Here is a 21,828-nt window from a genome sequence, read left to right on the forward strand (position 1 = left end):
CGGCCAGGCATTTTTTAAACGTAAGTAAAAGAAATATCAAGCGATTCTTGGTACAATGATATCGGACAATTTTCTTATATTATTCTAGGTTATGGCAAAAGCTGGCTGCAAAGTGTTGCCAGTGTAGTTAAACGCCATACAGGTTTTTTATTCGGGAAGCTGAAAAAAGCAAATGAAAGGAATTGGTAATATGAGTATACATAGAGCATTATCCATTGCGGGTTCTGCCGCGAGAGGAGGAGCGGGGATCCAAGCGGATTTGAAAACATTTCAGGAACTGGATGTATTTGGAATGAGCGCCATTACGGCCATTGTGGCCAATCATCCAAGGACAGATCAGGGGATTTTTCCTCTGCCGGTGGATGCGATAGAAGCACAAGTTTACACTGCCCTTCGGGACATTGGAGCGGATGCCATTAAAGTGGGAATGCTGTTTACGGAAGAAAATATTGGCAGCGTGGCAAGCTGGATTGAAGAGTCCGGTGTGTCTAGTGTTGTGGTAGATCCCGTCATGATTGGGAAGATGGGTTCGCCTTTATTGAAAGACGAAGCGATCATTGCGCTGAAAGAGAAACTACTGCCGCTCGCTACGGTTATCACACCCAATATGCCGGAAGCTGCGCGGTTGCTTGAGACAGACGAGCTGAAAACGGTCGAAGATTTGAAAGAATCCGCGAAAGCCTTGGCCGACCTGGGTCCGAAATATGTTCTTGTCAAGGGAGGGCGCTTAGAAGGACCTGCCACCGATGTGTTATATGATGGGAAAAAGTTTTATGTACTGGATGCTCCGCGAATTGACACGATTCATACGAATGGGGCGGGTTGCAGTTATTCTGCGGCCATTGCGGCAGAATTGGCAAAAGGCAAAGCAGTTCCCGAAGCGGTGGAGGAAGCAAAGAAATTTATCACTGCGGCCATCCGCCATTCGATTCAATTCAAGCGGGGCGTTGGCCCGACTTATCATGCCGCTTATCATAAATACGGAGAAGAAGGCGTAAAAGTAACAGTCGAATAAACATTTACTCAAAGTACAAATAAGCTAACAGTACAAGCATAACGATATCTAATCTTGCATTAAAAGCAAACTGCATAAAACTATCATTCAACACGGGAAATTTTGTTAAAATAATCGCGCCGATCATAATGCCAATTAATGGGAACGTGGCCTGTTGCACCCATTTTTTTAAGATGATGAGTAAGCCGCAAATGATTTCAATAACGGCTATAGCAGTCATGAATTGCAGCGGAAAAGGCAAATTCAAGCTAATAAATGTTTCACCCAATTCAGGATTGACAAATTTCATGATTCCGGAAGTCATAAACACATAGCCGACGAGATATCGGACGATTGTCAAAGTACATCCCCCCAAATAAGAGCTTGTCTTTGTATATAGATATGAACATAATGAACGTAAATGCGTTATTTTTTAAAAATAAATGCCCGCAAACCGTGTACTGTTCCAATGTCTCCCTTGTCAGCCATATTGCATAGACTAATATATGGGGCCGCAAGGGGGTGGAAAGATGGCAATATACTTCAATGATGAGGAACATCCTTATATTTTTAAAACGGAAGAGGAAATCGACGGGCAGAACCAATCGATTGCCAAATATGATTATTGGTCCGATCTCATTGAAGAGCAAAAGCGAGTACAGTCCAAGATTGATCAGTCCTTAAAGGGCTTAAATCATAAAATAGAACAGCAAGAACATGCCCAGCAACAGCGTTGGCGAAAGATATACTATAAATTTAATGAACAGCGTAAAATCAACGGAAAACGCAAGGAATTCGAGGATTATGTAAAGAACTGGCTGGAGAATATTGAGAGTCAGAACGAGCATCTTCAGATATTGCTGAATGAGGACAGCCAATTAAAACAGGACATCCTGGAAAAATTGCACAATCTTAAGCAAACGCAACAAGATATTGAAAACCGTCTGGAAAAGCAGGAAGCGACAATCGAAGATTTTCTGGCCGATTTGCGCGAGCACCATGAGTTCCAAAAGGACATGGGGATTCAGATATCCAAGCAAGAAGAAAGGCACCAAGAACTCCTTGACAGGCTCGATAATCAGGAGGCGTTAACGGAAAAAGTGTTACGGCAAGTGACAAATCTTCGCTCCATTATATTTGAAAGGGCGGGCCACTTGGCAGAAAAAATCGAAAATGGTTACCAGCTCACCTCTTCATATATTTATAAATTATTGACCGGCCAGGTTTTCCTGTTAGAGCAGAAGGAGAAGCAGAAAAAAGGTACGGATTAGACCAGTCCCGAATGCGAGCCATATGGCTTGCGTTCGGGAATTTTTTGTCCGAAAGAAACTTGAAATATAGTCCAAGTACTTGGAACACGAAGCAATACTTCCCAAATGATCAAACGAAACTCCGGTTATTGGCAAATACTTCAAGGATTGAAGGCCATTCCGTTTGTTGGAAAATACTCGCCAAAAGGTTGAAGGCCACTTGGTTTATCGGCTAATACACTTCGGATGATCGAAGGCCACTCCGGTAGGTACATACTCTCAAGGATTGAATTCCACTCGGTTTGTTGGAAAATACTCTCCAAAAGATTGAAGGCCACTCCAGTTATCGGTACAATACGATCTAAAAGATTGAACTCCACTGCAGTTATCGATACATACTCTCCAAAAGATTGACTAACCAACGGTTATTGGTAAATGCTCCTTCTCCGATTTTCCGTGAGAACTACCAATATGCACATGATCTGTGAACGACAGGGAATGCTATGTATGAGTATTTTTTGTCAAGGAGGAATGTTTCATGAAAAAGATGTGTGCCGGAATGCTGTTGCTGTTAACTTTGGTAGTTGGTTTCGCCGGAACAGCGATGGCGGGCGATGTTGAATTAGGCAAGGAATTGGGGAAGCGCAATTTTACAGCGGAGCAAGTAAATAAAAGTGATCCGGAGTTAACGAAAAAATACGCCGAGATGTTGGGCATCGACACGGAAGGGAAAGATACGGAAACCTTACATAAGGAAATAAAAGAAAAGTATTTGCAAAAGCAAGCAGAGGAATTTGGTATCAGCACTGAAGGGAAAACAACGGAACAATTAGAAAAGGAAATCCAGATGGTTTGGATGAAAAATATCGCGAAGCAATATGGTATTCAAACAGAAGGCAAGGATTTGAACACATTAAAGAAAGAGGTCAAAAAGGCGAGGCTCAGTGAACAAGCGCATGAACTCGGGATTTCAACAGAAGGAAAGTCGTTAAAGGAGTTAAGGAAAGAAGTTTGGGAAGCACAAGTTCTGAAGCATGCAGAAGAGTTGGGAATCTCCACGGAAGGCAAGGATCTTCGCGAACTGGCCAAAGAAGTGAGACATACGATGATTCACCGGGCCGCTGAAAAGCTGGGAGTGAATACAGACGGAAAGTCTGACGAAGAAATTTTCCATGAGATTATGATTAACCACGGTGAAAAAGCAAGGGAAATGAAATTGTTTCCTTTTAAGGAAGAGAAAATTATTTTCATGGAGGGACATCCGGGAATGTAAAGGAAAACGCGCCCACCTAAATGGAAAGTGAGACGATCCCAACACGTTAAAGTTTTATATGAAGCAGTCTGTTGGCTGGAATGAAGACGGTACAGAGCCGGACTCATGCCAGCCAATTTCTGTTCGATGGGTTAGTATTGTAGTACTGGATGTATGTCTCAATTTTTTTAAACTCTTCGTATGTAGCAGGTTGCTTCCCCGTCATACATCATATATGCGCTTCTTTTATGCCATTAAAGCGCCCGTTTATTGAACCTTTATGACATATCATATAGTGAGTAAGGAAGATTTCTTTTCAATGACAGCTTTTATCGTTGAAACACTTTGTTCGATTGATCATAAATATCTCTTCTTCCATCCGGGACGTTATCCCAAGGTTTTTTAGTTGTCTCAAAAAAACATTAGAAGAGTGATCGAACGAATTTTCTTAAGTGATACCGGCTTACTGATAAAGCCCTCCAGTGTACAGTTTCACAAGGTTTACCGCCACTTTTTCAAAGTCCCCGTCTACTTCTTCCAACACGAGATCCCACATGAGCTGTTCGTTCATGTAAAACCAACCTTTGGCGATAAGGGATGCATCCAAGTCCGGACGCGCAAGACCTGTTTTTTGAACGAAGTCGATATCGGTGGTAATGCCGTTAATAAAGCGGGTGCGAATGTTATTCCATTTTTCACTGACAATTTCTGAAGCGCCGATGGCTTCCTTGACAATTTGCATGATCGCTTTTTCTTCCAATGCGGCTTTTAAAAATAGCTGTGTTTGTTTTTGTATCTGGGAAAAGGCTTCTTCTTTTGTTTTAGGTCGGAACGGAAGATCCGCCACCTCATACATCTTTTGCATGATCGTTTCCATTAACTCCACAAACAATTCATCTTTGTTCCGGAAATACACATACGCGGTGCCGTATCCTGTATGGGCCATTTTATTAATTTGGGTCATTGTTGCTTTTTGAAATCCATTTTCGAGAAAAACGGCGCGGCCGGCCTTCAGCAGATTTTCTCTCGTTTGAAGGGCTTTCATTTGCCGTTTCGTTAATTGTTCTGTTCCTTCCATTTTGTTCGTCCTCTCAGAATGAAAGATGTCTATGTATATATTAGCTTGTATGTATGTAACAGGCAAATATTTCATTGACATTATGTCATTGACTTGATGTCATCGTCTGGGTTATATTATGATTATAGTCAACTATCGGTTATGAAGGAGAATTTTATATGAATGAAAACGCTTATTTAACACAAGAATATGCACGTCAGCTGGATGAAGAGGACGAACTGAAGCAGTATCGGGAAGAATTTTATATTCAACCCGGAATCATTTATATGGATGGAAATTCGCTCGGTCTGCTGTCGAAGCGGGCAGAAGACTCTCTTTGGCGGATGCTAGATTCCTGGAAGACATATGGTATAGATGGCTGGACGAAGGGAGAACATCCGTGGTTTTATTTTTCCGAGAAACTGGGCGAGATGACTGCTCCTCTTATTGGCGCCAAGCCCGAAGAAGTCATTGTCACCGGATCGACGACCGTGAACTTGCACCAAATCGTCTCAACTTTTTTCAAACCTAAAGGAAATAGAACAAAAATTCTTGCCGATGAGTTGAATTTTCCGACAGACATTTACGCATTGAAAAGCCAACTGGGTATACATGGTCTTGATCCGGAAGAGCATTTGATTCAAGTAAAAAGCGCTGACGGCCAGACGCTTTGCGAAGAGGATATTATCAATGCAATGACGGACGACGTGGCATTGATTGTCCTTGCCGGAGTACTCTATCGCAGCGGGCAAATCTTGGATATGGAACGCTTGACGAAAGAAGCGCATAAACGGGGGATTTTGATTGCCTTTGACTTGTGCCATTCAATCGGCGCTATTCCCCATCAATTAAGTGAGTGGGGTGTCGATTTTGCCTTTTGGTGTTCATACAAACATTTAAATGGCGGTCCCGGCGCGGTGGCTGGCCTGTATGTCAATGAAGCGCATTTTGGAGCGAACCCCGGACTTGCGGGCTGGTTTGGATCGCATAAAGAAAAGCAATTTGATATGGAACATACACTGACACCAGCGCCTGATGCGGGAGCATTTCAAATGGGAACGCCGCACCTTCTGAGCGCGGCGCCATTATACGGTTCTTTAACGATGTTCAACGAAGTGGGCATCGAAAAAATTCGCAAAAAATCGCTGGACATGACAAAATATATGATGAAGTTAATTGACGCAGAATTAAAGGATTTCGAGTTTGTCATAGCCAATCCGCGTGACGAGGATAAAAGAGGCGGACATATTTATCTTGAACATGATGAAGCGGCGAGAATTTGCAAGGCGTTAAAAGAAAATGGCATTATTCCGGATTTCCGGACGCCGAAAGGAATTCGCTTGGCTCCGGTTGCCCTCTACAACACGTATGAAGAAGTATGGAGAACGGTTCAAGCATTGAAGAAGATTATGGCCGAAGAACAATACAAGCAGTTTGAAAATAAAAGAGACGTAGTCGCATAGTGTATGTTGGAACGGGACGCAGTCGGCACTGCCCGTTCCATTTCATCTAAAGTGGAGGCGATTTCACTAACTTTGTGAATGTTAAAAGGGGGAGACAACATGGCAAAATCCATTTCGGAACTTCATCAAAAACTTGAAAGTGAAAAGGGTATTTATACGGATTTTAAAAAAGACATGACATATGGGGAGTATTTGGGGCTAGAGAAAATTTTATCAAGTCAGAAAAGGCTGTCCGATCACCATGATGAAATGTTGTTTATCATTATTCACCAAGTGAGTGAGCTGTGGATGAAGCTCATATTACATGAAATGACAGCAGCCATCCAGGCAATTGAAAAAGGGGAATTGCATGCCGCTTTCAAAATGCTGTCACGAGTATCAAAAACACAAACACAAATTATTCAAGCTTGGGATGTTTTATCGACACTTACACCCGCGGAATACTTGGAGTTTCGCGATTCCCTTGGTCGGGCCTCGGGTTTTCAATCGTACCAATACAGATTGATCGAGTTTGCCCTCGGCTACAAATCAACCCATATTTTAACAATATACGAGAAAGATCCAAAAGTGCATGAAATGCTTCAGCAGGCCCATCAAGCTCCAAGCATTTACGATGTGTCCATTCAAGCATTGGCTCGCGCAGGATTTCCGATCAATCCGGAATTGTTGAATCGCGACTTTTCCAAAACGTACGGAGGAGATCCGACGGTTGCGGCTGCCTGGAAGGAAGTGTACCGTAATGTGGATCAATATTGGGATTTGTACGAGCTGGCAGAAAAGCTTGTCGATATTGAGGATTGGCTCCAGCAATGGCGCTTCCGCCATATGAAAACTGTCGAGCGTATTATCGGCTTTAAAACAGGGACAGGTGGTTCTTCCGGAGTTAATTATTTGAAACAAGTATTAGATCATCGTTTCTTCCCTGAATTGTGGGATTTGAGAACAGAGCTGTAAAATAGAAAGATGACGCACCCGGGAACTTTTAAAATTTCGCGGAAGGGAAGGTGGGGAGCGCACCTTCAGCATACGTCAACGCCGGTAAGCAGCCGGCGGTGTTTTATATAAATTGAAAGACTATTTGGACAAACAGGGGGAAATGGTATGGAAGAAAGAAAGGAACAATGGTCATCCAAGCTGGGCTTTATTTTGGCTTCCGCCGGGGCGGCGATCGGCTTGGGGGCCATTTGGAAGTTCCCATATGTAACTGGAATGAGCGGCGGCGGAGCTTTTTTTCTCATTTTTGTCGTATTCACTTTGTTAATCGGACTGCCAATGCTCATTTCGGAGTTTATTATCGGGAGAGGGAGTGGCAGGGAGGCGCTTAGCGCATACAAAAAGTTGGCTCCCGATAGTTTCTGGGTGTGGGTCGGCAGGCTCGGCTTACTTGGTTGTTTTTTGCTTCTTTCCTTTTATAGTGTTGTCGGGGGCTGGGTGCTTATTTATAGCGGTTTGTCGCTCCCCGGGAAAATTATTGCCGACGGCGCCAATTATCCGGACTTGTTTGGAGCAGTGACCGGTTCTCCGTGGATCACGCTACTGGGACTGCTTTTGTTTACGCTCGCCAACGTGCTTGTCATTGCCTCGGGAGTTCAAAATGGTATCGAAAAAGCGAATAAATATATGATGCCGCTTTTGTTTCTCTTTTTTATCATTCTTGTCATTCGCTCCTTGACGCTTGATGGCGCGATAGAGGGTGTCAAATTTTTCTTGGCTCCCGACTTCTCTAATATAACGGGCAAATCATTGTTGTATGCGTTAGGACAGTCGTTTTTTTCGCTTGCTGTCGGCTTTTCGTGCATGGTCACGTACAGTTCATATTTGAAAAAAGATGTCAGTCTGACTTCCTCTGCCGGATCGGTTGTGGGAATGAATATATTTGTTTCATTATTGGCGGGATTAGCGATTTTTCCGGTTGTATTCGCTTTCGGATATGAGCCGGCGGAAGGTCCGGGACTACTATTTATTGTGTTGCCGTCTGTTTTTTCGCAGTTGCCTTTCGGTGAAGTGTTCTTAAGCATGTTTTTGCTCTTGTTTTTATTTGCCACATTGACGTCATCATTCAGTTTATACGAAATCATAGTTGCAGCTTTTACGGCAAATGGAAAGCGGTCAAGGAAACAAGTCACCTGGCTTGCGGGAGTTGTGATTTTTATTGCGGCGATCCCGGCTGCATTGTCTTCAAGCAGTCTTGCCGACTTTACAATTTTTGGCAAAAGTGTTTTTGATGCGACCGATTATTTGGTGAGTAATCTCATGCTTCCATTTGGCAGTTTGTTGATTGCGCTGTTCATTATCCATCGCATGGATAAGGTCCTCGTTAAGGAAGAATTTTTGTTGAATGGCACCATCGCTCCAGGTTTCTATTCCGGATGGCGCCTGCTGATGACTTGGGTTGTCCCCGCTACGATTGTGGTGGTATTCTTAAATACGTTGGGACTCATTTAAATGGAGTGATATAGATGGAGAAAAAGAAATGGATTGATATTTCACAGCCGCTGACAAATGAAATGGCTGTTTGGCCGGGGGATACGCCGTTTTCTTTTCAACTCAGCTTTACGAAAGAGCAAACGGGCTCGGTCAATATCGGCCAAATCACGACAAGTGTTCATTCCGGAACGCATATTGATGCGCCATTTCATTTTGATCATGAGGGGAAAAGGGTACATGAACTGGATCTTGACCTCTATATTGGGCCGGCCCGGGTCATTGATGTCACGGGATATGAGAGCGTGGGTCGCGCTGAGCTTGAGTCGTTAGGGATTGAAGGAGTACAGCGGCTTCTTTTACGGACCATGACGGACAGGGATCTGACGGTTTTTCCGGAAAAATATACCGTTTTGCGTGAAGATGTTGGGCCTTTTTTAAAGGAAAAAGGGGTGCGTTTGCTTGGAATCGATTCGCCATCTGTTGACCCCGTTGACAGCAAAAAAATGCTGGCGCATCACTCTCTCCATGAAAACGGCGTGTTTATTTTAGAAAACATTGTATTGGAAAGAGTAGAACCGGGTAACTATGAATTAATTGCCCTTCCCCTTGCGATTGAAGGGGCGGACGGAAGCCCGGTTCGGGCAGTAATAAGGCCAATTTAGCGACAATAATGGACTCCGCGGGGAGTCCTTTTTCTTTGGGTGCGAATGGCTACGAGCCAACAGATAGCGATTCTGTTCACTCTCCTAAATAGGGCGGATGCCTGTTACTGGAGAGTATCTATTTTCAGGAAAAAACATGTAGTTCCACCTTTTCATGAGGCCGCCGATAAAAGGCTGCTTCTGATTCAGAGTTCATGTTATTGAATAAAGTTTGAATTCCCGACCTGCTATTATTCCTTTCGGTTTTGTCGCAAACTTATGATAAAATAACTTCAATTATAATGAAGAAAAACGAGTGATGGATCATGAACGAAGAAGATATTCTTGAAATGGAGTTAAAAGCCATATTGGACGCTTCGTATGACAATATCGTCATTACGGATGGTCAAGGAAAAGTGTTGAGGGCAAGTCCGAACTGCTTATCCATTTATGGAAAAGTAGCGGAAGAACTGATTGGAAAAAACGTTGATGAGTTGGAACGGAAAGGAATTTTTTCTCCCTCCGTTACGAGAAGAGTACTCGCCGAGAAAAAAGAAGTTCAGGTGATGCAGCATACACTGACGGGCCGCTCGGTCATGGCAACGGCTCTTCCGGTGTTTGATCATGAAGGCAACATGATCCGGGTCATCAGTTTTTCACATGATTTAACGGAATTACGGCAGCTCAAGGAAGATTATGAAGAACTGCGCGCCAAAATGGAATATTATGAGAGCGAAATTCAGGAATTACGGGATAAAGAACAAATTCTTGAGGGCATTACATTTAAGAGTAAAGAAATGCACAACATTTGGCAGCTTGTGCAGCGGGTCGCCATATCAGATGCGACCGTCGTGTTTCTGGGAGAGTCGGGTGTCGGTAAAAACGTATTCGCAAAAGCGATCCATGAAAAAAGTGAGCGAAGAAAAGAAGCATTTATTGAGGTAAACTGCGGAGCCATTCCGGAAACATTGTTTGAATCGGAAATGTTTGGGTATGAGCGGGGAGCCTTTACCGGGGCGAATAAAGAAGGGAAGCCCGGATTAATGGAGCTGTCCAATCATGGCACACTTTTTTTGGATGAGGTTGGGGAGCTGCCGCTCGGACTTCAGGCAAAACTGCTGAAGGTGATTCAGGAAAAGAAAATCACCCGAATTGGCGGGACACAGCCGAAAAATATTGATTTTAGAATTATTGTTTCGACAAACAGGGATTTATGGGAAATGGTCCAAAAAGGACAGTTTCGCGAAGATCTTTACTATCGCCTGAATGTAGTGCCGATTACAATTCCGCCCCTTAGGGAGCGCAAGGATGATTTATGGCAGTTGTGCCACTTTTACTTGGAGAAATTTAATGAAAAATATAAAACCGATAAAGTTTTTCATCAGGCGACAGTCAACGTAATGCTCGATTATCAATGGCCGGGAAATGTCAGGGAGCTGGAGAATTTGGTTGAGCGGCTCGTCATTACGACAGAAGGCCGGGTAATTTATCCCAATGCCTTGCCGTTCCATGCGCAAACAAACGCATCTTCACCTGAGATGGAATCAGAAGTATGGGAAGAGGGCGGCAGCTTGCAGCAGGCGTTGGAGCAGGTCGAGATTCGCTGGCTGAAACGGGCTGCCAGACAATACAAAACGACCTACGAAATGGCCGAATACTTGGGCATCAGCCAATCAAGTGTTGTTCGGAAGCTGAAAAAATACGGCATTAATTCATAAATGAATTATAATCCATTAATGAATCAAAAGAAGTCTTTTTGATGCATTAATGGATTTTTTTATGGGCCAGATTCAACACCTGCGCTTTTCGAAAGTTGGCACGGATTTTGCAATGTATATTTTGAGACTATAAAAACTGACAGGAGGTTATTTTATGTATAAACCAAAAGATTCTTCACAGTCCCCGCGATTTGTCGGAACGAGGACTTTTATGAGATTAGAACAAATACGAACAACGGAAGGAATTGACTTTGCCGTTCTGGGTTGCCCGTTTGATACGGCGGCTTCCAATCGGACCGGCCAGCGTTTCGGACCGCAGCATATCCGCAACTTTTCAGTGCTCCTTCGTCCCTACAATCCGGATATGGAAATTGATATTTTTGAATATTGTTCCGGGGTGGATTATGGGGATATTAATGTCATTCCGGGAAATGCTCTTCGGACTTATGACAATATGGTGGAAGAGCTGACACCGCTTTTAGAAAAAAATGTCATACCGATTATCATGGGTGGCGACCATTCCATCTCATTGGGAAATTTGAGAGCTTTTCATAAGAAATTCGGTAAAATCGCTTTGGTTCATTTTGATTCCCATGGTGATACGTGGGAGCATTATTACGGGGAAAAATATATGCATGGAACACCTTTCCGCCGTGCCGTGGAAGAAGGGCTTCTTGATGTCGAGCACTCGATCCAAGTTGGAATGAGAGGGCCGCTGTATAGCCCGGATGATATTGAGGATGCACGAAAGCTCGGTTTTGAAGTCATTCCGATGAAGGAAGTGCGGAAGATTGGCTTTGAACAGGTAATGAAAAGAATCCATGACCGGGTCAAAGACCGTCCGGTATTTGTCACATATGATATCGATTTCGTAGATCCCGCATACGCTCCGGGTACAGGAACACCGGAAGTTGGGGGACCAACTAGCTATGAAGCGCTTGAATATGTACGGGGTCTTGATGGGTTGGATGTGGTCGGTTTTGACTTGGTGGAAGTGCTGCCGAGCTATGATGCCAACGAAATTACGGCTGTACTCGCTTCTTCAGTGATTTATGAAATGATTACGCTGACGGCTTTAAAGAAAAGACGCCAGTTGAAAAAGGAATCTAAAGATTAAAAAGTTCAGAGAAGTAAAGGGGGAAGCAGCATGAACTTTAACACATTAGACGTTGCTATCATGATTGCATATTTGCTGCTGTTGGTTATTGTTGGGATTATTGGTTCCCGACGGGCCAAAACATCTGAGGATTATGTATTAGCCGGAAGAAATCTTGGTTTCTTTATGTATTTCGGCTGTCTCGGAGCTGTTATTTTAGGTGGGGCATCAACGATTGGCTCCACCAAACTTGGTTATGAATTTGGGATATCCGGCATGTGGCTTGTCGTTATGCTCGGTTTGGGGATTATGTTGCTCGGAATTTTTCTCGCCAAAAAAATCTCCAATCTTTCTGTCATGACTATTAGTGAATATTTGAGTAAGCGCTTTGGGGTGGAAGCAGGCCTTGTCAGTGCTGTGATTGCCGCGACATATGCGATGATGGTTTCCGTTACGCAAGTAATTGGAATGGGTACGATTTTAAACGTTTTACTTGGCTGGAATTTAACCGTTTCCATGCTGGTGGGAGGAGGAGTTGTTTTATTCTATACAATCCTTGGCGGCATGTGGTCGGTTACGATGACGGATATTGTACAATTTATCATTATGACGATCGGGGTTTTCTTCATCATGCTTCCGCTCGGTCTTTCCAAAGCCGGAGGCTGGTCCAATCTGCAAAGTCAATTGCCGGACACATACTTTACTTTTACCGGAATCGGCGGCCAAGAAATTTTTCAGTATTTCTTGCTTTTTGCCCTTGGAATGGTTGTGGCCCAGGATATTTGGCAGCGAATATTGACAGCGAAAACAATTAAAATTGCACGGGCCGGTACTGTTGCAGCCGGTGTTTACAGCTTGCTTTACGGCATTGCCGTTGCGATTATCGGCATGTGCGCTTTCGTCATCTTGCCTAATTTGGAAGATACACAAAATACATTTGCCAGCATGGCGGTTGCCATTTTGCCTTCCGGGGTGTTAGGCTTGGTGATCGCGGCAGTTGTCTCAGCGCTCATGTCTACGGCTTCCGGCACATTGCTCGCCTCTTCGACATTGATTTCAAACGATATTATCAAACGGTTTTTCTTGAAAAATATAACAGATGATCAATACTTGGCATTATCGAGAGTCGTTACAACAGTCATTGGCATATTGACGATTGTCTGTGCATTATGGATTCAGGATGTGCTTGTGGCGCTTGATGTGGCATATGCCGTATTATCGGGAGGCATTTTTGCGCCGGTTATTCTAGGATTGTTCTGGAAAAAAGCAACGGCCAAGGCCGCATTTTATGCCATTATCGCGAGTACCGCCGTTATTTTAGCCGGATTGGCCATTGAAGGCATTACATCTACGGCACCCATCATCTACGGTATTGCCGTCAGCTTTGTTGTCATGATTACAGTTTCAATATGGTCGCCCAACAAAGGCAAAGAAGTTGACCTGAACGTAAAGGAAATGTAAGCGGTAAACGAAAGGTTTTATAAAGAAGCAATTTACTTGCTGAAAAAGGATTACCATGCAGGTTTCAGCGTAGCATGGTAATCCTTTTTAAAATTCTCTCCTAACTGGTAAATGCTGCTTTGCATAAATGTTTGATCCCCGTTTAAAAATGGACCCACCCCAAAACGGCCGTCACGTTACTCCATGAATTCCGGACGTTGGAAACCAAAATAATGGTGCATTTCACCATACATTTTACATCATTCAGCGTATCTTTCCTTATGTAAATAAAAGGTTGTTTCATCCGCTGAGATGCTTCTTATATTCTCCTGCCGTAACTGCTCCTAAAACGGCTGCTCCAACTGCTGATGCGTTGACTGTTGAAGAAACATGTAATCCTTTTTTTCAAATACGTCCACATAAACTTGCATGAGAAGCCGGTTTTTTTGAATGTAGCGGCGGCAAATTTTGTGAGACTGTCATTCATCGAGCCATTGATTTAATTTCTCGTAATGGTAAATTACTATTATTGGGAGTATCAGAAGATCACGTTCCAATCAATACGAGAGATGTATTGGAGAAAGGAATTCCCATTTTCGCCGCTCAAGAAGTTCCTTTTCAGAATCTGGGGGCCTTACACATTGCAAAAAACCTTTCTGAAACTAGTTCCGGAAACTCCTTTTCACATCAAAACAATTGAAGATTTGGTGATCGCCATGGATCAAATTGTGCAGGAGAAAAAATGGGAAAAATCATATTTATACTTTGATTGGGGTGACTACATTGCTCATACTCGACAGGCAAAATAAAGTATTGGAGTTTGTCAGGAAAAACAGGGTGGCAACAGTGGCGGAATTGGCACAGCACTTTAGTGTTCATGAAGCGACGATTCGAAGAGACTTATCTCTCCTTGAAAAAGAAGGAAAGTTGAAGCGGACTCATGGTGGAGTCATGATTGAGGATGAAGTGCATTCTGAACCGCCATTTCAAGAACGGGAATCAGTGTGGTACGAAGAGAAAAAAAGAATGGGCAAACTGGCGGGAGAGTTTATCAATGATGGAGATAACATCATTTTAGACTCAGGGACGACTACTGTGCATGTCATTGATGCCATTTTACATAAAAAGGACATTACTGTCATAACGAACGATATTAATATTGCCGCCAAGCTGCGCTTTTCGAAGTCAACGAAGGTGATTGTCACCGGGGGAACGCTTTTTCCGGAAAGTTATATGCTAAATAGCATGTTGACAGATCAGGCATTAAAAGAGCTGCATGTACACACGGCATTTATTGGGACGCCCGCCTTCCACCACACACACGGCCTCACTCATTTTGATGATTATTTAGTGTCAGCAAAAAGGGCGATGATTCGTTCCGCCAAAAAAGTGATTGTTATGGCTGACCATACTAAAATCGGCAAAATATCTTTATACAAAGTAGCGGATATGAAAGAAATTGACACCCTCATTACTACTAAGGAATTAGACGCAGAGCAAAAATACATTTTGTCAAATGCCAACATTGATTTTCATTTAGCCTAAGTATAAAAGGGTTTCATTTGAGCTTCTCTAGTGTATCATTTATACAAGACTCATTGGATGTGGCGTACAGCGCATTTTGTAGAATGCTATTGACACCTGTATTGTATAAAAATACATCAATGCAGGGTAAAAGTATTCAGTCAAACGATTTCCATCCATTTTCTCAGTGAAAATTAGGCATGACAAGAAACTTGATGATTCAAAAATGTAAATTTGGATCATCGAGCTTCACTATAATACTCATCAGTTTTCATTGTAATTAAGGAACCCAACTAAATCAGTTGATGAAAAAATGAACAATAAAGTGAAACTTCATTCAGTAGGAGGTTTCTTCCATCTCCTACTGAATGTTAGTTGAACCAATCGGGCATTTAGGTACCGTTTACTCCCACTTAGTCCTTTGTTATTCACTCAAGATTTTGAAGTGGGAGTCTTACGGCACCTTACATGCGGGATAAAGTGAAACTTCATTCAGTAGGAGGTTTCTTCCATCTCCTACTGAATGTTAGTTGAACCAATCGGGCATTTAGGTGCCGTTTACTCCCACTTAGTCCTTTGTTATTCACTCAAGATTTTGATGTCGGAGTCTTACGGCACCTTACATGCGGGATAAAGTGAAATTTCATTCAGTAGGCGTTTTCTTCCATATCCTACTGAATGTTAGTTGAACCAATCGGGCATTTAGGTGCCGTTTACCCACTTAGCCCTTTGTTATTCACTCAAGATTTTGAAGTGGGAGTCTTACGGCACCTTACATGCGGGATAAAGTGAAACTTCATTCAGTCCTAGTGTATAATACGTAAGCTTTTAGCGTAATCAACATATGTAGACTCCTGCGGGAATAGCTCGAGCTGAAGATCCCGCAGGAAAGCGAGCTTTTGCTTTCCGGGGAAGCTGAAGCCGTGCCTGCGGAAAGCGAAATACACGGGTGTGATGGAGTTCGCCTTCAAATTCACATTGACAATAGTCATCATAAATGACCATCGAACTTTTCCCTTTAATTACATCTAGTGCAATGACATGTTTCATATCGTTTCTCCTCGTATATTAGTAGTAAGAGCTTTTTCGCCAAATATAGAAGTCTTCACAGTGCCTTATCGATTCCAATTTCCTATACACGAGCTCTATGGCCCCAACATACTTAAACCTGATTCAAAAATGAAAGTGAAGAAGCCCAGTTTATCATTCGGATTCGCAATCCCCGAGCCTTCGGTCGGACTTTCTTTCACTTCTATTATAAAAATAGTAGCACAAACCATGGCCTTGGTTTGTGCTACTAATCTTAGTATGTTTTAATTGGAAATTACTTTAATACCTCTTTTTCTTCGTAATATTTTTTTGCGCCGTCATGCAACGGAATGTCGGCAAGCTCTGTAGTTGCGTCCTCCAACTTCATTTGCTTGACGATGGCATGTGTTGATTCCAATTCGTTCAGATTTTCCCAGAAGGATTTGGTCAATTCATATATCACTTCATCGTCTACTGAAGCGTCAGCCAAAAGCAGCATTTTAATGGCGAGGGTATCTACGTCTTCTTTTTGGTTGTCATAAGTTCCTGCCGGGATGGTCATTTCTGCGTACCATGGATATTTTTCCATTAATTCTTTGCGAACTTCCGGATCAATGCCAATTAATGTTCCATCCGCCGTTGAAATCATTTCTGTTACCGCAGCAGTTGGGAGACCCGCCTGAATCAATGCGCCGTCTATTTGTTTATTTCTCATTAAATCAATGGCTTCTGTAAATCCGACGAAGTTTTCTTTGATGTCTTCAGGGTATTTAATCCCGTATGCAGGGAGAATAATACTTGATTCAACTTCAGGTGTACTTCCTACAGATCCTGGAGCAAAACGTTTCCCTTTTAAGTCTTTTAGCGATTCAATTCCGGAATCTTTTCGAACAACGACTTGGTTTGGGTTGTAATAGAGGCCGGCGATGACACGGAGATCCTCATATTTGCGGTCTTTGAATCCTCTTTCTCCATTATAGGCTTCCCAAGCGATACCCGCGGTGGCAAATGCAATTTGTGCTTCGCCTTCTTTCATCATATTCAAATTGTCAACACCGCCGTTGGAGGCTTGCGCATTGACACGTACGCCTTCGACCTTTTTACCCCACATGTTGGCCATTGCCGAGCCCAATGGGTAGATTGTTCCGGTAGTAGAAGCGGTCGGGAAGTTAAGATTTGTATTTTTAGAACCTCCGCTTTTTCCGCCATCCTTACTTCCACATGCTCCAAGAGTTAAAATGAATAACATTAGACATAAGAAAATAAGCTTATTTTTCATTTTCATAATCCTTTCTCTAAGTTGATTACGTGCCAGATGGTTTGACATCCTGGGCTTTCTTCTTTGTTGCAGCTTGCCATGCCAATACGATAACGAGCAGGGCGATTCCGATTAAATCTGTTATATAATCGGGTGAAATCATGAATAAGCCAGTGGCTGTGAGCAGGACGCGTTGTATATTTGACGCCCATGATAAAAGCCAGCCCTGCAACCCAGCAGACAGGGAAATGACCCCGATCGCTGCGGTAATCGAAGGCAAGATACTTTTTGAATAGGCAGCTTCTCCCAACAGCAGGGCCGGTTCAAAGATAAAGAAGAACGGTAGAATAAATCCGGTGATTCCGAGCTTCACCGCAGTCATGGAGACCTGGTGCTGACTCGTATTCGCGATCCCGGCCGCCACATAGGAGGCTAGGGCAACAGGCGGCGTAATATTGGATAAACAGGCGTAAATTAAAACAAACATATGCGCGGCAAGCGGTGTGACACCGAGGTTGACCAAAACTGGTGCGCCTACCGTCGCCACGATGACGTAAGCCGCTACGCCGGGTACACCCATCCCTAACACGATGCTCATCAGCATGACAAGAAATGCGGCAAATAAAACACTGTCATTTGTATAATTCATGACACTGTATCCGAAATTCAGGCCAAGGCCTGTTAATGACACCGTTCCTATAATGACTCCGATGACAGCACAAGCTACGGCTACGCCAATTGCCCCTTTCGCTCCTTCTTCGAGCGCCAACAAAATATCTTTTAAGCCCATCCGCGTTTCTTTCCTGAGCCAGCTTGCGACAATACAGGCCGCGATGGAAAAGACCGCCGCATAAAGCGGAGTGTAACCAAGAAACAACATGCCAAGCAAGACGATTAATGGAAGAGATAAGTGGCCTTGCTTTTTTATGACTTCCATGGCCTTGGGGATATTTTCCTTGGACAGTCCTTTTAAACCGAGACGTTTTGCCTCAAAGTGGACAACCATAATCAAGGCCAAATAATAAAGAGCAGCCGGAATAATGGCAGCGATCATTACCGTCGTATACGGAACGCCTAAATATTCGGCCATGACAAATCCGGCGGCGCCCATAATTGGTGGAGCAAATTGTCCTCCAGTGGAGGCAACTGCTTCGACAGCCGCAGCAAATCGGGCTTTATAGCCATTTTTTTTCATCAAAGGTATCGTTAATGTTCCGGTGGTTGCCACGTTCGCAATCGCGCTTCCATTAATCATTCCCATCAAGCTGCTGGCAATAACAGCCACCTTTGCAGGTCCCCCCGGTGAACGTCCGGCTATCGTCAATGCAAAATCATTAATAAATTGACTGAAGCCGCTTCGGCTTAAAAATGCGCCAAACAAGATAAAAAGAAAGACGAAAGTGGCAGATACGCCGATCGCTATTCCAAAAATCCCTTCACTGCCCCAGAAAAGATAGTCAATAATGCGATTTACTGAAAATCCGCTGTGGCCAAATGTCCCGGGTATGAACGGTCCCAAAAAGTTATATAACAGAAAAATCAGTGCTAATATGGCGAGATTTCCAACTACCCGGCGGGCGGCTTCGAATACCATGAGAATGCCTATGGCTCCGAAAATGTAATCCGCTGTTATTAAAAATCCCCCTCTAAGGACAATCGCCTTATAGTTGAGCAAAACGTAACTAATAGACAGAATACTTAGAATAATAAGGATCGAGTCAATAACAGATGGAAACACAATATGTCTTTTGCTTTTTTTCGTTGCGGGATATAACAAGAACGTCATGACCAGTAAAAATAATAAATGCCATCCCCTAAGAGTCATGGCATCGAAAACCCCCGAACTGGAGGTGAAAATTTGGAATATGGACCAAATGACTGCTATCCCTGTGACCACCTTTGCGGCTTTTCCTGCGTAATGCTTAACTCGAAATTCACTGTCTGCTTTTTCAATCAATTCATTTGTTGCATTCCCTTGATTTTCCAACTAAAAACTCCCCTGGTTCTTAATAGATTTATATATAATGGTAATGAATTATTATCATTATAGCAAACTGATTTAACAAAATGTGACTACTTTCCAGATTTATTTAAGCCATTTTTATGAAAGAAATCAGGTGGATTATCGGTAACAAAATGGTTTTGACGTTGACAAAGTAGAGAAACGATTAATTTCTTACTTTTTGACCGTTTGGCGAATGCATATTCCCCAAAAGTTTATATGATAGTATAATAGTCCTTGACGCGACTTGAATTTAAAGGAGTGCAGGTTTATTTGAATAATAATTTCAGACTGCATCTTACCTTCATTATGATTATATTTTCGATTTTTATATCTTTTGTCGTTGCGTTGCTCAATCAAAATAACCTTAAAAATACGCTGTTTGAAGCTCATAAGTTGAAGCTGGAAATGGTCGAGGACAATATTTTAAGTTCTCTGAATACGATTGACAAAGCGTATATGCTATTTGACAAAAATATTGCCAAGGATATGGAAGATAAGTCTAAAGTCCTGCTGGGATTGTATCAACAAAATCCTGATTTCAGGACTTGGGATTTTACATCTTTAAAAAAACAAATCGGCATGGACATTTACATCATAAATAATGAGAATGTCATTATTCACAGTAGTTATGAGCCGGATATTGGCCTTGATTTTCGTAAATGCTGCGCAGAGTTCGCCAATTTGCTGAATATCAGGAGAAATGAAGGGACATTTGTGGATGACGGGTTGGACATCCAACAAACCAGTGGAGAAGTCAAAAAATTCAGCTATATCCCTACTCCTGACCGTAAATACATATTGCAACTCGGTGTTTCTCTGGAAAACGGCGAGATTTTTAAGCAATTCAATTATTTTGATGCAGAAGTAGAGATTGAGAATAAGTTCTCCATTATTGACTCGATTCGAATTTTTAATAATGACGGATATGTGGTCGGAAGAAACGATCAGACAAAAGAAGATATCACATTTTCATCCGACAATTGGGAAGCATTTAAATCGGCGACCAAAACGCGAAAGTCGCAAGAGGTAAAAGGCCGGTATAACGGAAGAGACGTCACGTACCGTTATGTTCCTTATGCGGCTGAATCAGCACGAGGGTATTCCACCAGCAGAGTTGTAGAAATCATTTATAACGAAGATGATTTGCATGAAGCGTTGAGTAAGAGCCGGAACAAGTTTTTTTCTCAGATGCTTATTATTTTTACCGGGGCCATCATCATCTCCATGATTATTGCGCGCTGGATGGCGCGGCCGATGTATTTGGCATTTCATGACAGTTTAACCGGACTGAAAAATCGGGCGGCCTTTGAGGAAATTGTAAAACAAAAATTAAGCAGCAAGAAACAAAATTTGGCTTTAATGATGATTGATCTTGATAACTTTAAGCTCGTCAATGACCGCTTAGGTCATTTGGAGGGGGACCAAATCTTAAAAATGGCTGCTTATCGCATTCAAAGATGTGTAGGAAAAAGCCATGAGTCCACAAGGCTTGGCGGCGATGAGTTTGCCGTTATCATTTCCGGCTTGGACGAAAACGAGATCATATTCGTTGCTTCCTCTCTTATTAAAGATATTGATGAGCAATTTGGTGAAATACGCTTCAGGAATCAAATCGATATTTCCGTCAGTATCGGCATTGCTTTTGCCGATTCGGAAGATGATTTGGCGAGTTTATATGAAAAAGCTGACCGTGCTTTATATGAATCAAAGGAAAACGGAAAAAATCAGTTTCAAATTTTCCAAAAAACGAACGAAGCAGGATTTTAAGTTGATGTTTCGGAATTTAGGCATGCGGGTTCCTTTTTTTGGAAAATGGCTGCTTGCTGGAATGACGGAACGAACAACCAGAGTCCAGTAACAAAAGTGAATTGTCGACAAGAAAAGCTGGGGTGGATGATTTTTCCGATGTCACCTTCTGAATTCATTTCAACCAAAACTGAAAGCTTGCTAACTTTTTTTTCCAGCTTGTAAAATGAAGATGAATAAGTAGAATGTTAGTATGCTTTTCATGAGGAGGAAAGAGGATGTGGAAAGAGTTCAAGAAGTTTGCCATTCAAGGAAATGTTCTTGATTTGGCTGTGGCGGTCGTGATCGGGGCAGCTTTCGGAAAAATCGTTTCATCGCTAGTGGAGCATATTATTATGCCTCTTGCCGGCATTTTGTTGGGGGGCTACAGTTTTGAAAAGCTGGAACTCCAAATGGGCGATGCTGTGATTAAATATGGCATATTTATCCAAAGCATTGTGGATTTCTTTATTATATCGGCAGCGATATTTGTCTTTATAAAATTAATTAATAAGGTGAAATTTGAAAAGAAAGAAGATGAGGCCGATGCTCCTAAAAAGCCGTCAGAAGTGGAATTGCTGTCTGAAATTCGCGATTTGTTAAAAGCGGAAAAAAGCAATGTGCAAGAATGAGTCGTAAAGCAGTCAGGACTGTTCGAAGAGGAAGTAGCTTGTAAAGAATGTAGCAGAAGGATGAGACATCCAAATGACGAAAAAATAGCTTTATTGATACGATGGATTTTTTATGTAATAAGGAATTTTGGCGTCCCGTTCATCCTATCCTCAAAAAAATAAGCTGAAGCAGCCGTCCGTCTGCTTTAGGTTGAAGAGAAAGCGGATCGTAAATCCCCAAAGTTGCGAGTAAGTCGAAAAAGTGGATCGTAAATCCC

Annotated in this window: 19 protein-coding genes; 14 read left to right on the forward strand and 5 right to left on the reverse strand. The window is 42.6% G+C overall.

Going from position 1 to position 21,828, the window contains the following annotated elements; translation table 11 throughout:
* The first annotated feature begins 190 nt into the window (after window positions 1–190).
* Window positions 191–1,015: a bifunctional hydroxymethylpyrimidine kinase/phosphomethylpyrimidine kinase gene (thiD, locus tag NST31_RS14115; protein WP_339161454.1), complete on the forward strand. Its 825-nt coding sequence runs from the start codon at window positions 191–193 to the stop codon at window positions 1,013–1,015.
* Between the two features lie 4 nt (window positions 1,016–1,019).
* Here thiD and NST31_RS14120 read toward each other — a convergent pair whose 3' ends face one another.
* Window positions 1,020–1,355 carry a DoxX family protein gene (locus tag NST31_RS14120; protein WP_339161456.1) on the reverse strand — a complete coding sequence of 112 codons (336 nt, stop codon included), beginning with the start codon at window positions 1,353–1,355 and terminating at the stop codon, window positions 1,020–1,022.
* Between the two features lie 169 nt (window positions 1,356–1,524).
* Here NST31_RS14120 and NST31_RS14125 point away from each other — a divergent pair, with 169 nt between their 5' ends.
* Together NST31_RS14125 and NST31_RS14130 are read left to right on the forward strand one after the other, a co-directional pair.
* Window positions 1,525–2,265 (forward strand): hypothetical protein, encoded by a 741-nt coding sequence (locus NST31_RS14125; RefSeq protein WP_339161459.1) that lies wholly within the window; start codon window positions 1,525–1,527, stop codon window positions 2,263–2,265.
* Between the two features lie 517 nt (window positions 2,266–2,782).
* On the forward strand, window positions 2,783–3,517 hold the full coding sequence (locus NST31_RS14130) for a hypothetical protein (protein ID WP_339161461.1): 735 nt from the start codon (window positions 2,783–2,785) through the stop codon (window positions 3,515–3,517).
* Window positions 3,518–3,959: 442 nt separating this feature from the next.
* On the opposite strand, the gene NST31_RS14135 is transcribed toward NST31_RS14130, so the two are convergent.
* On the reverse strand, window positions 3,960–4,574 hold the full coding sequence (locus NST31_RS14135; protein WP_077113767.1) for a TetR/AcrR family transcriptional regulator: 615 nt from the start codon (window positions 4,572–4,574) through the stop codon (window positions 3,960–3,962).
* A 158-nt stretch (window positions 4,575–4,732) separates the two neighbouring features.
* On the opposite strand from NST31_RS14135, the gene kynU reads away from it, so the two are divergent.
* From kynU to NST31_RS14180, 9 genes are all read left to right on the forward strand, one after another.
* Window positions 4,733–6,016 (forward strand): kynureninase, encoded by a 1,284-nt coding sequence (gene kynU, locus NST31_RS14140; protein WP_339161465.1) that lies wholly within the window; start codon window positions 4,733–4,735, stop codon window positions 6,014–6,016.
* Between the two features lie 99 nt (window positions 6,017–6,115).
* On the forward strand, window positions 6,116–6,970 hold the full coding sequence (gene kynA, locus NST31_RS14145; RefSeq protein WP_077113769.1) for a tryptophan 2,3-dioxygenase: 855 nt from the start codon (window positions 6,116–6,118) through the stop codon (window positions 6,968–6,970).
* Window positions 6,971–7,117: 147 nt separating this feature from the next.
* Window positions 7,118–8,461, forward strand: coding sequence for a sodium-dependent transporter (locus NST31_RS14150; RefSeq protein ID WP_339161466.1), 1,344 nt, complete (start codon window positions 7,118–7,120; stop codon window positions 8,459–8,461).
* A gap of 14 nt (window positions 8,462–8,475) precedes the next feature.
* Window positions 8,476–9,105 carry an arylformamidase gene (gene kynB / locus NST31_RS14155; protein WP_339161468.1) on the forward strand — a complete coding sequence of 210 codons (630 nt, stop codon included), beginning with the start codon at window positions 8,476–8,478 and terminating at the stop codon, window positions 9,103–9,105.
* 305 nt (window positions 9,106–9,410) lie between these two features.
* A complete protein-coding gene (locus NST31_RS14160) occupies window positions 9,411–10,802 on the forward strand; it encodes a sigma 54-interacting transcriptional regulator (RefSeq protein WP_339161472.1) in 1,392 nt (463 codons plus the stop codon).
* Window positions 10,803–10,956: 154 nt separating this feature from the next.
* The gene (speB, locus tag NST31_RS14165) at window positions 10,957–11,919 is read left to right on the forward strand and encodes an agmatinase (RefSeq protein ID WP_339161474.1); all 963 of its coding nucleotides are present in this window, start codon (window positions 10,957–10,959) and stop codon (window positions 11,917–11,919) included.
* A gap of 30 nt (window positions 11,920–11,949) precedes the next feature.
* Window positions 11,950–13,359 (forward strand): sodium:solute symporter, encoded by a 1,410-nt coding sequence (locus tag NST31_RS14170; RefSeq protein WP_339161476.1) that lies wholly within the window; start codon window positions 11,950–11,952, stop codon window positions 13,357–13,359.
* A gap of 620 nt (window positions 13,360–13,979) precedes the next feature.
* A complete protein-coding gene (locus NST31_RS14175; RefSeq protein WP_339161478.1) occupies window positions 13,980–14,147 on the forward strand; it encodes a hypothetical protein in 168 nt (55 codons plus the stop codon).
* Window positions 14,122–14,883 carry a DeoR/GlpR family DNA-binding transcription regulator gene (locus tag NST31_RS14180; protein ID WP_339161481.1) on the forward strand — a complete coding sequence of 254 codons (762 nt, stop codon included), beginning with the start codon at window positions 14,122–14,124 and terminating at the stop codon, window positions 14,881–14,883. The genes NST31_RS14175 and NST31_RS14180 overlap by 26 nt, the downstream gene beginning before the upstream one ends.
* Before the next feature lie 816 nt (window positions 14,884–15,699).
* On the opposite strand, the gene NST31_RS14185 is transcribed toward NST31_RS14180, so the two are convergent.
* The 3 genes from NST31_RS14185 to NST31_RS14195 form a co-directional block, all read right to left on the reverse strand.
* On the reverse strand, window positions 15,700–15,912 hold the full coding sequence (locus NST31_RS14185; protein ID WP_339161483.1) for a hypothetical protein: 213 nt from the start codon (window positions 15,910–15,912) through the stop codon (window positions 15,700–15,702).
* Between the two features lie 274 nt (window positions 15,913–16,186).
* Window positions 16,187–17,170, reverse strand: a complete 984-nt coding sequence (locus tag NST31_RS14190; protein WP_339161486.1) for a TAXI family TRAP transporter solute-binding subunit — start codon at window positions 17,168–17,170, stop codon at window positions 16,187–16,189.
* Window positions 17,171–17,195: 25 nt separating this feature from the next.
* Window positions 17,196–19,136 carry a TRAP transporter permease gene (locus tag NST31_RS14195; RefSeq protein WP_077109888.1) on the reverse strand — a complete coding sequence of 647 codons (1,941 nt, stop codon included), beginning with the start codon at window positions 19,134–19,136 and terminating at the stop codon, window positions 17,196–17,198.
* 288 nt (window positions 19,137–19,424) lie between these two features.
* Between NST31_RS14195 and NST31_RS14200 the strand changes: the two genes are divergently transcribed.
* Together NST31_RS14200 and mscL are read left to right on the forward strand one after the other, a co-directional pair.
* Window positions 19,425–20,921, forward strand: coding sequence for a GGDEF domain-containing protein (locus tag NST31_RS14200; protein ID WP_339161490.1), 1,497 nt, complete (start codon window positions 19,425–19,427; stop codon window positions 20,919–20,921).
* Between the two features lie 257 nt (window positions 20,922–21,178).
* Window positions 21,179–21,571, forward strand: a complete 393-nt coding sequence (mscL, locus tag NST31_RS14205; RefSeq protein ID WP_339161492.1) for a large-conductance mechanosensitive channel protein MscL — start codon at window positions 21,179–21,181, stop codon at window positions 21,569–21,571.
* The last annotated feature ends 257 nt before the right edge of the window (window positions 21,572–21,828 follow it).

Origin of the sequence: Siminovitchia sp. FSL W7-1587, assembly GCF_037963795.1 — a bacterium.
Taxonomy (GTDB): Bacteria; Bacillota; Bacilli; order Bacillales; family Bacillaceae_C; genus Siminovitchia; species Siminovitchia thermophila.

Bases quoted from the DNA above. Each gene is read 5' to 3' on its own strand.
- speB (WP_339161474.1), top strand. From the start codon at position 10,957: ATGTATAAACCAAAAGATTCTTCACAGTCCCCGCGATTTGTCGGAACG.
- NST31_RS14170 (WP_339161476.1), top strand. From the start codon at position 11,950: ATGAACTTTAACACATTAGACGTTGCTATCATGATTGCATATTTGCTG.
- kynB (WP_339161468.1), top strand. From the start codon at position 8,476: ATGGAGAAAAAGAAATGGATTGATATTTCACAGCCGCTGACAAATGAA.
- NST31_RS14185 (WP_339161483.1), bottom strand. From the start codon at position 15,912: ATGAAACATGTCATTGCACTAGATGTAATTAAAGGGAAAAGTTCGATG.
- NST31_RS14125 (WP_339161459.1), top strand. From the start codon at position 1,525: ATGGCAATATACTTCAATGATGAGGAACATCCTTATATTTTTAAAACG.
- mscL (WP_339161492.1), top strand. From the start codon at position 21,179: ATGTGGAAAGAGTTCAAGAAGTTTGCCATTCAAGGAAATGTTCTTGAT.
- NST31_RS14135 (WP_077113767.1), bottom strand. From the start codon at position 4,574: ATGGAAGGAACAGAACAATTAACGAAACGGCAAATGAAAGCCCTTCAA.
- NST31_RS14190 (WP_339161486.1), bottom strand. From the start codon at position 17,170: ATGAAAAATAAGCTTATTTTCTTATGTCTAATGTTATTCATTTTAACT.
- kynU (WP_339161465.1), top strand. From the start codon at position 4,733: ATGAATGAAAACGCTTATTTAACACAAGAATATGCACGTCAGCTGGAT.
- kynA (WP_077113769.1), top strand. From the start codon at position 6,116: ATGGCAAAATCCATTTCGGAACTTCATCAAAAACTTGAAAGTGAAAAG.
- NST31_RS14130 (WP_339161461.1), top strand. From the start codon at position 2,783: ATGAAAAAGATGTGTGCCGGAATGCTGTTGCTGTTAACTTTGGTAGTT.
- thiD (WP_339161454.1), top strand. From the start codon at position 191: ATGAGTATACATAGAGCATTATCCATTGCGGGTTCTGCCGCGAGAGGA.
- NST31_RS14160 (WP_339161472.1), top strand. From the start codon at position 9,411: ATGAACGAAGAAGATATTCTTGAAATGGAGTTAAAAGCCATATTGGAC.
- NST31_RS14150 (WP_339161466.1), top strand. From the start codon at position 7,118: ATGGAAGAAAGAAAGGAACAATGGTCATCCAAGCTGGGCTTTATTTTG.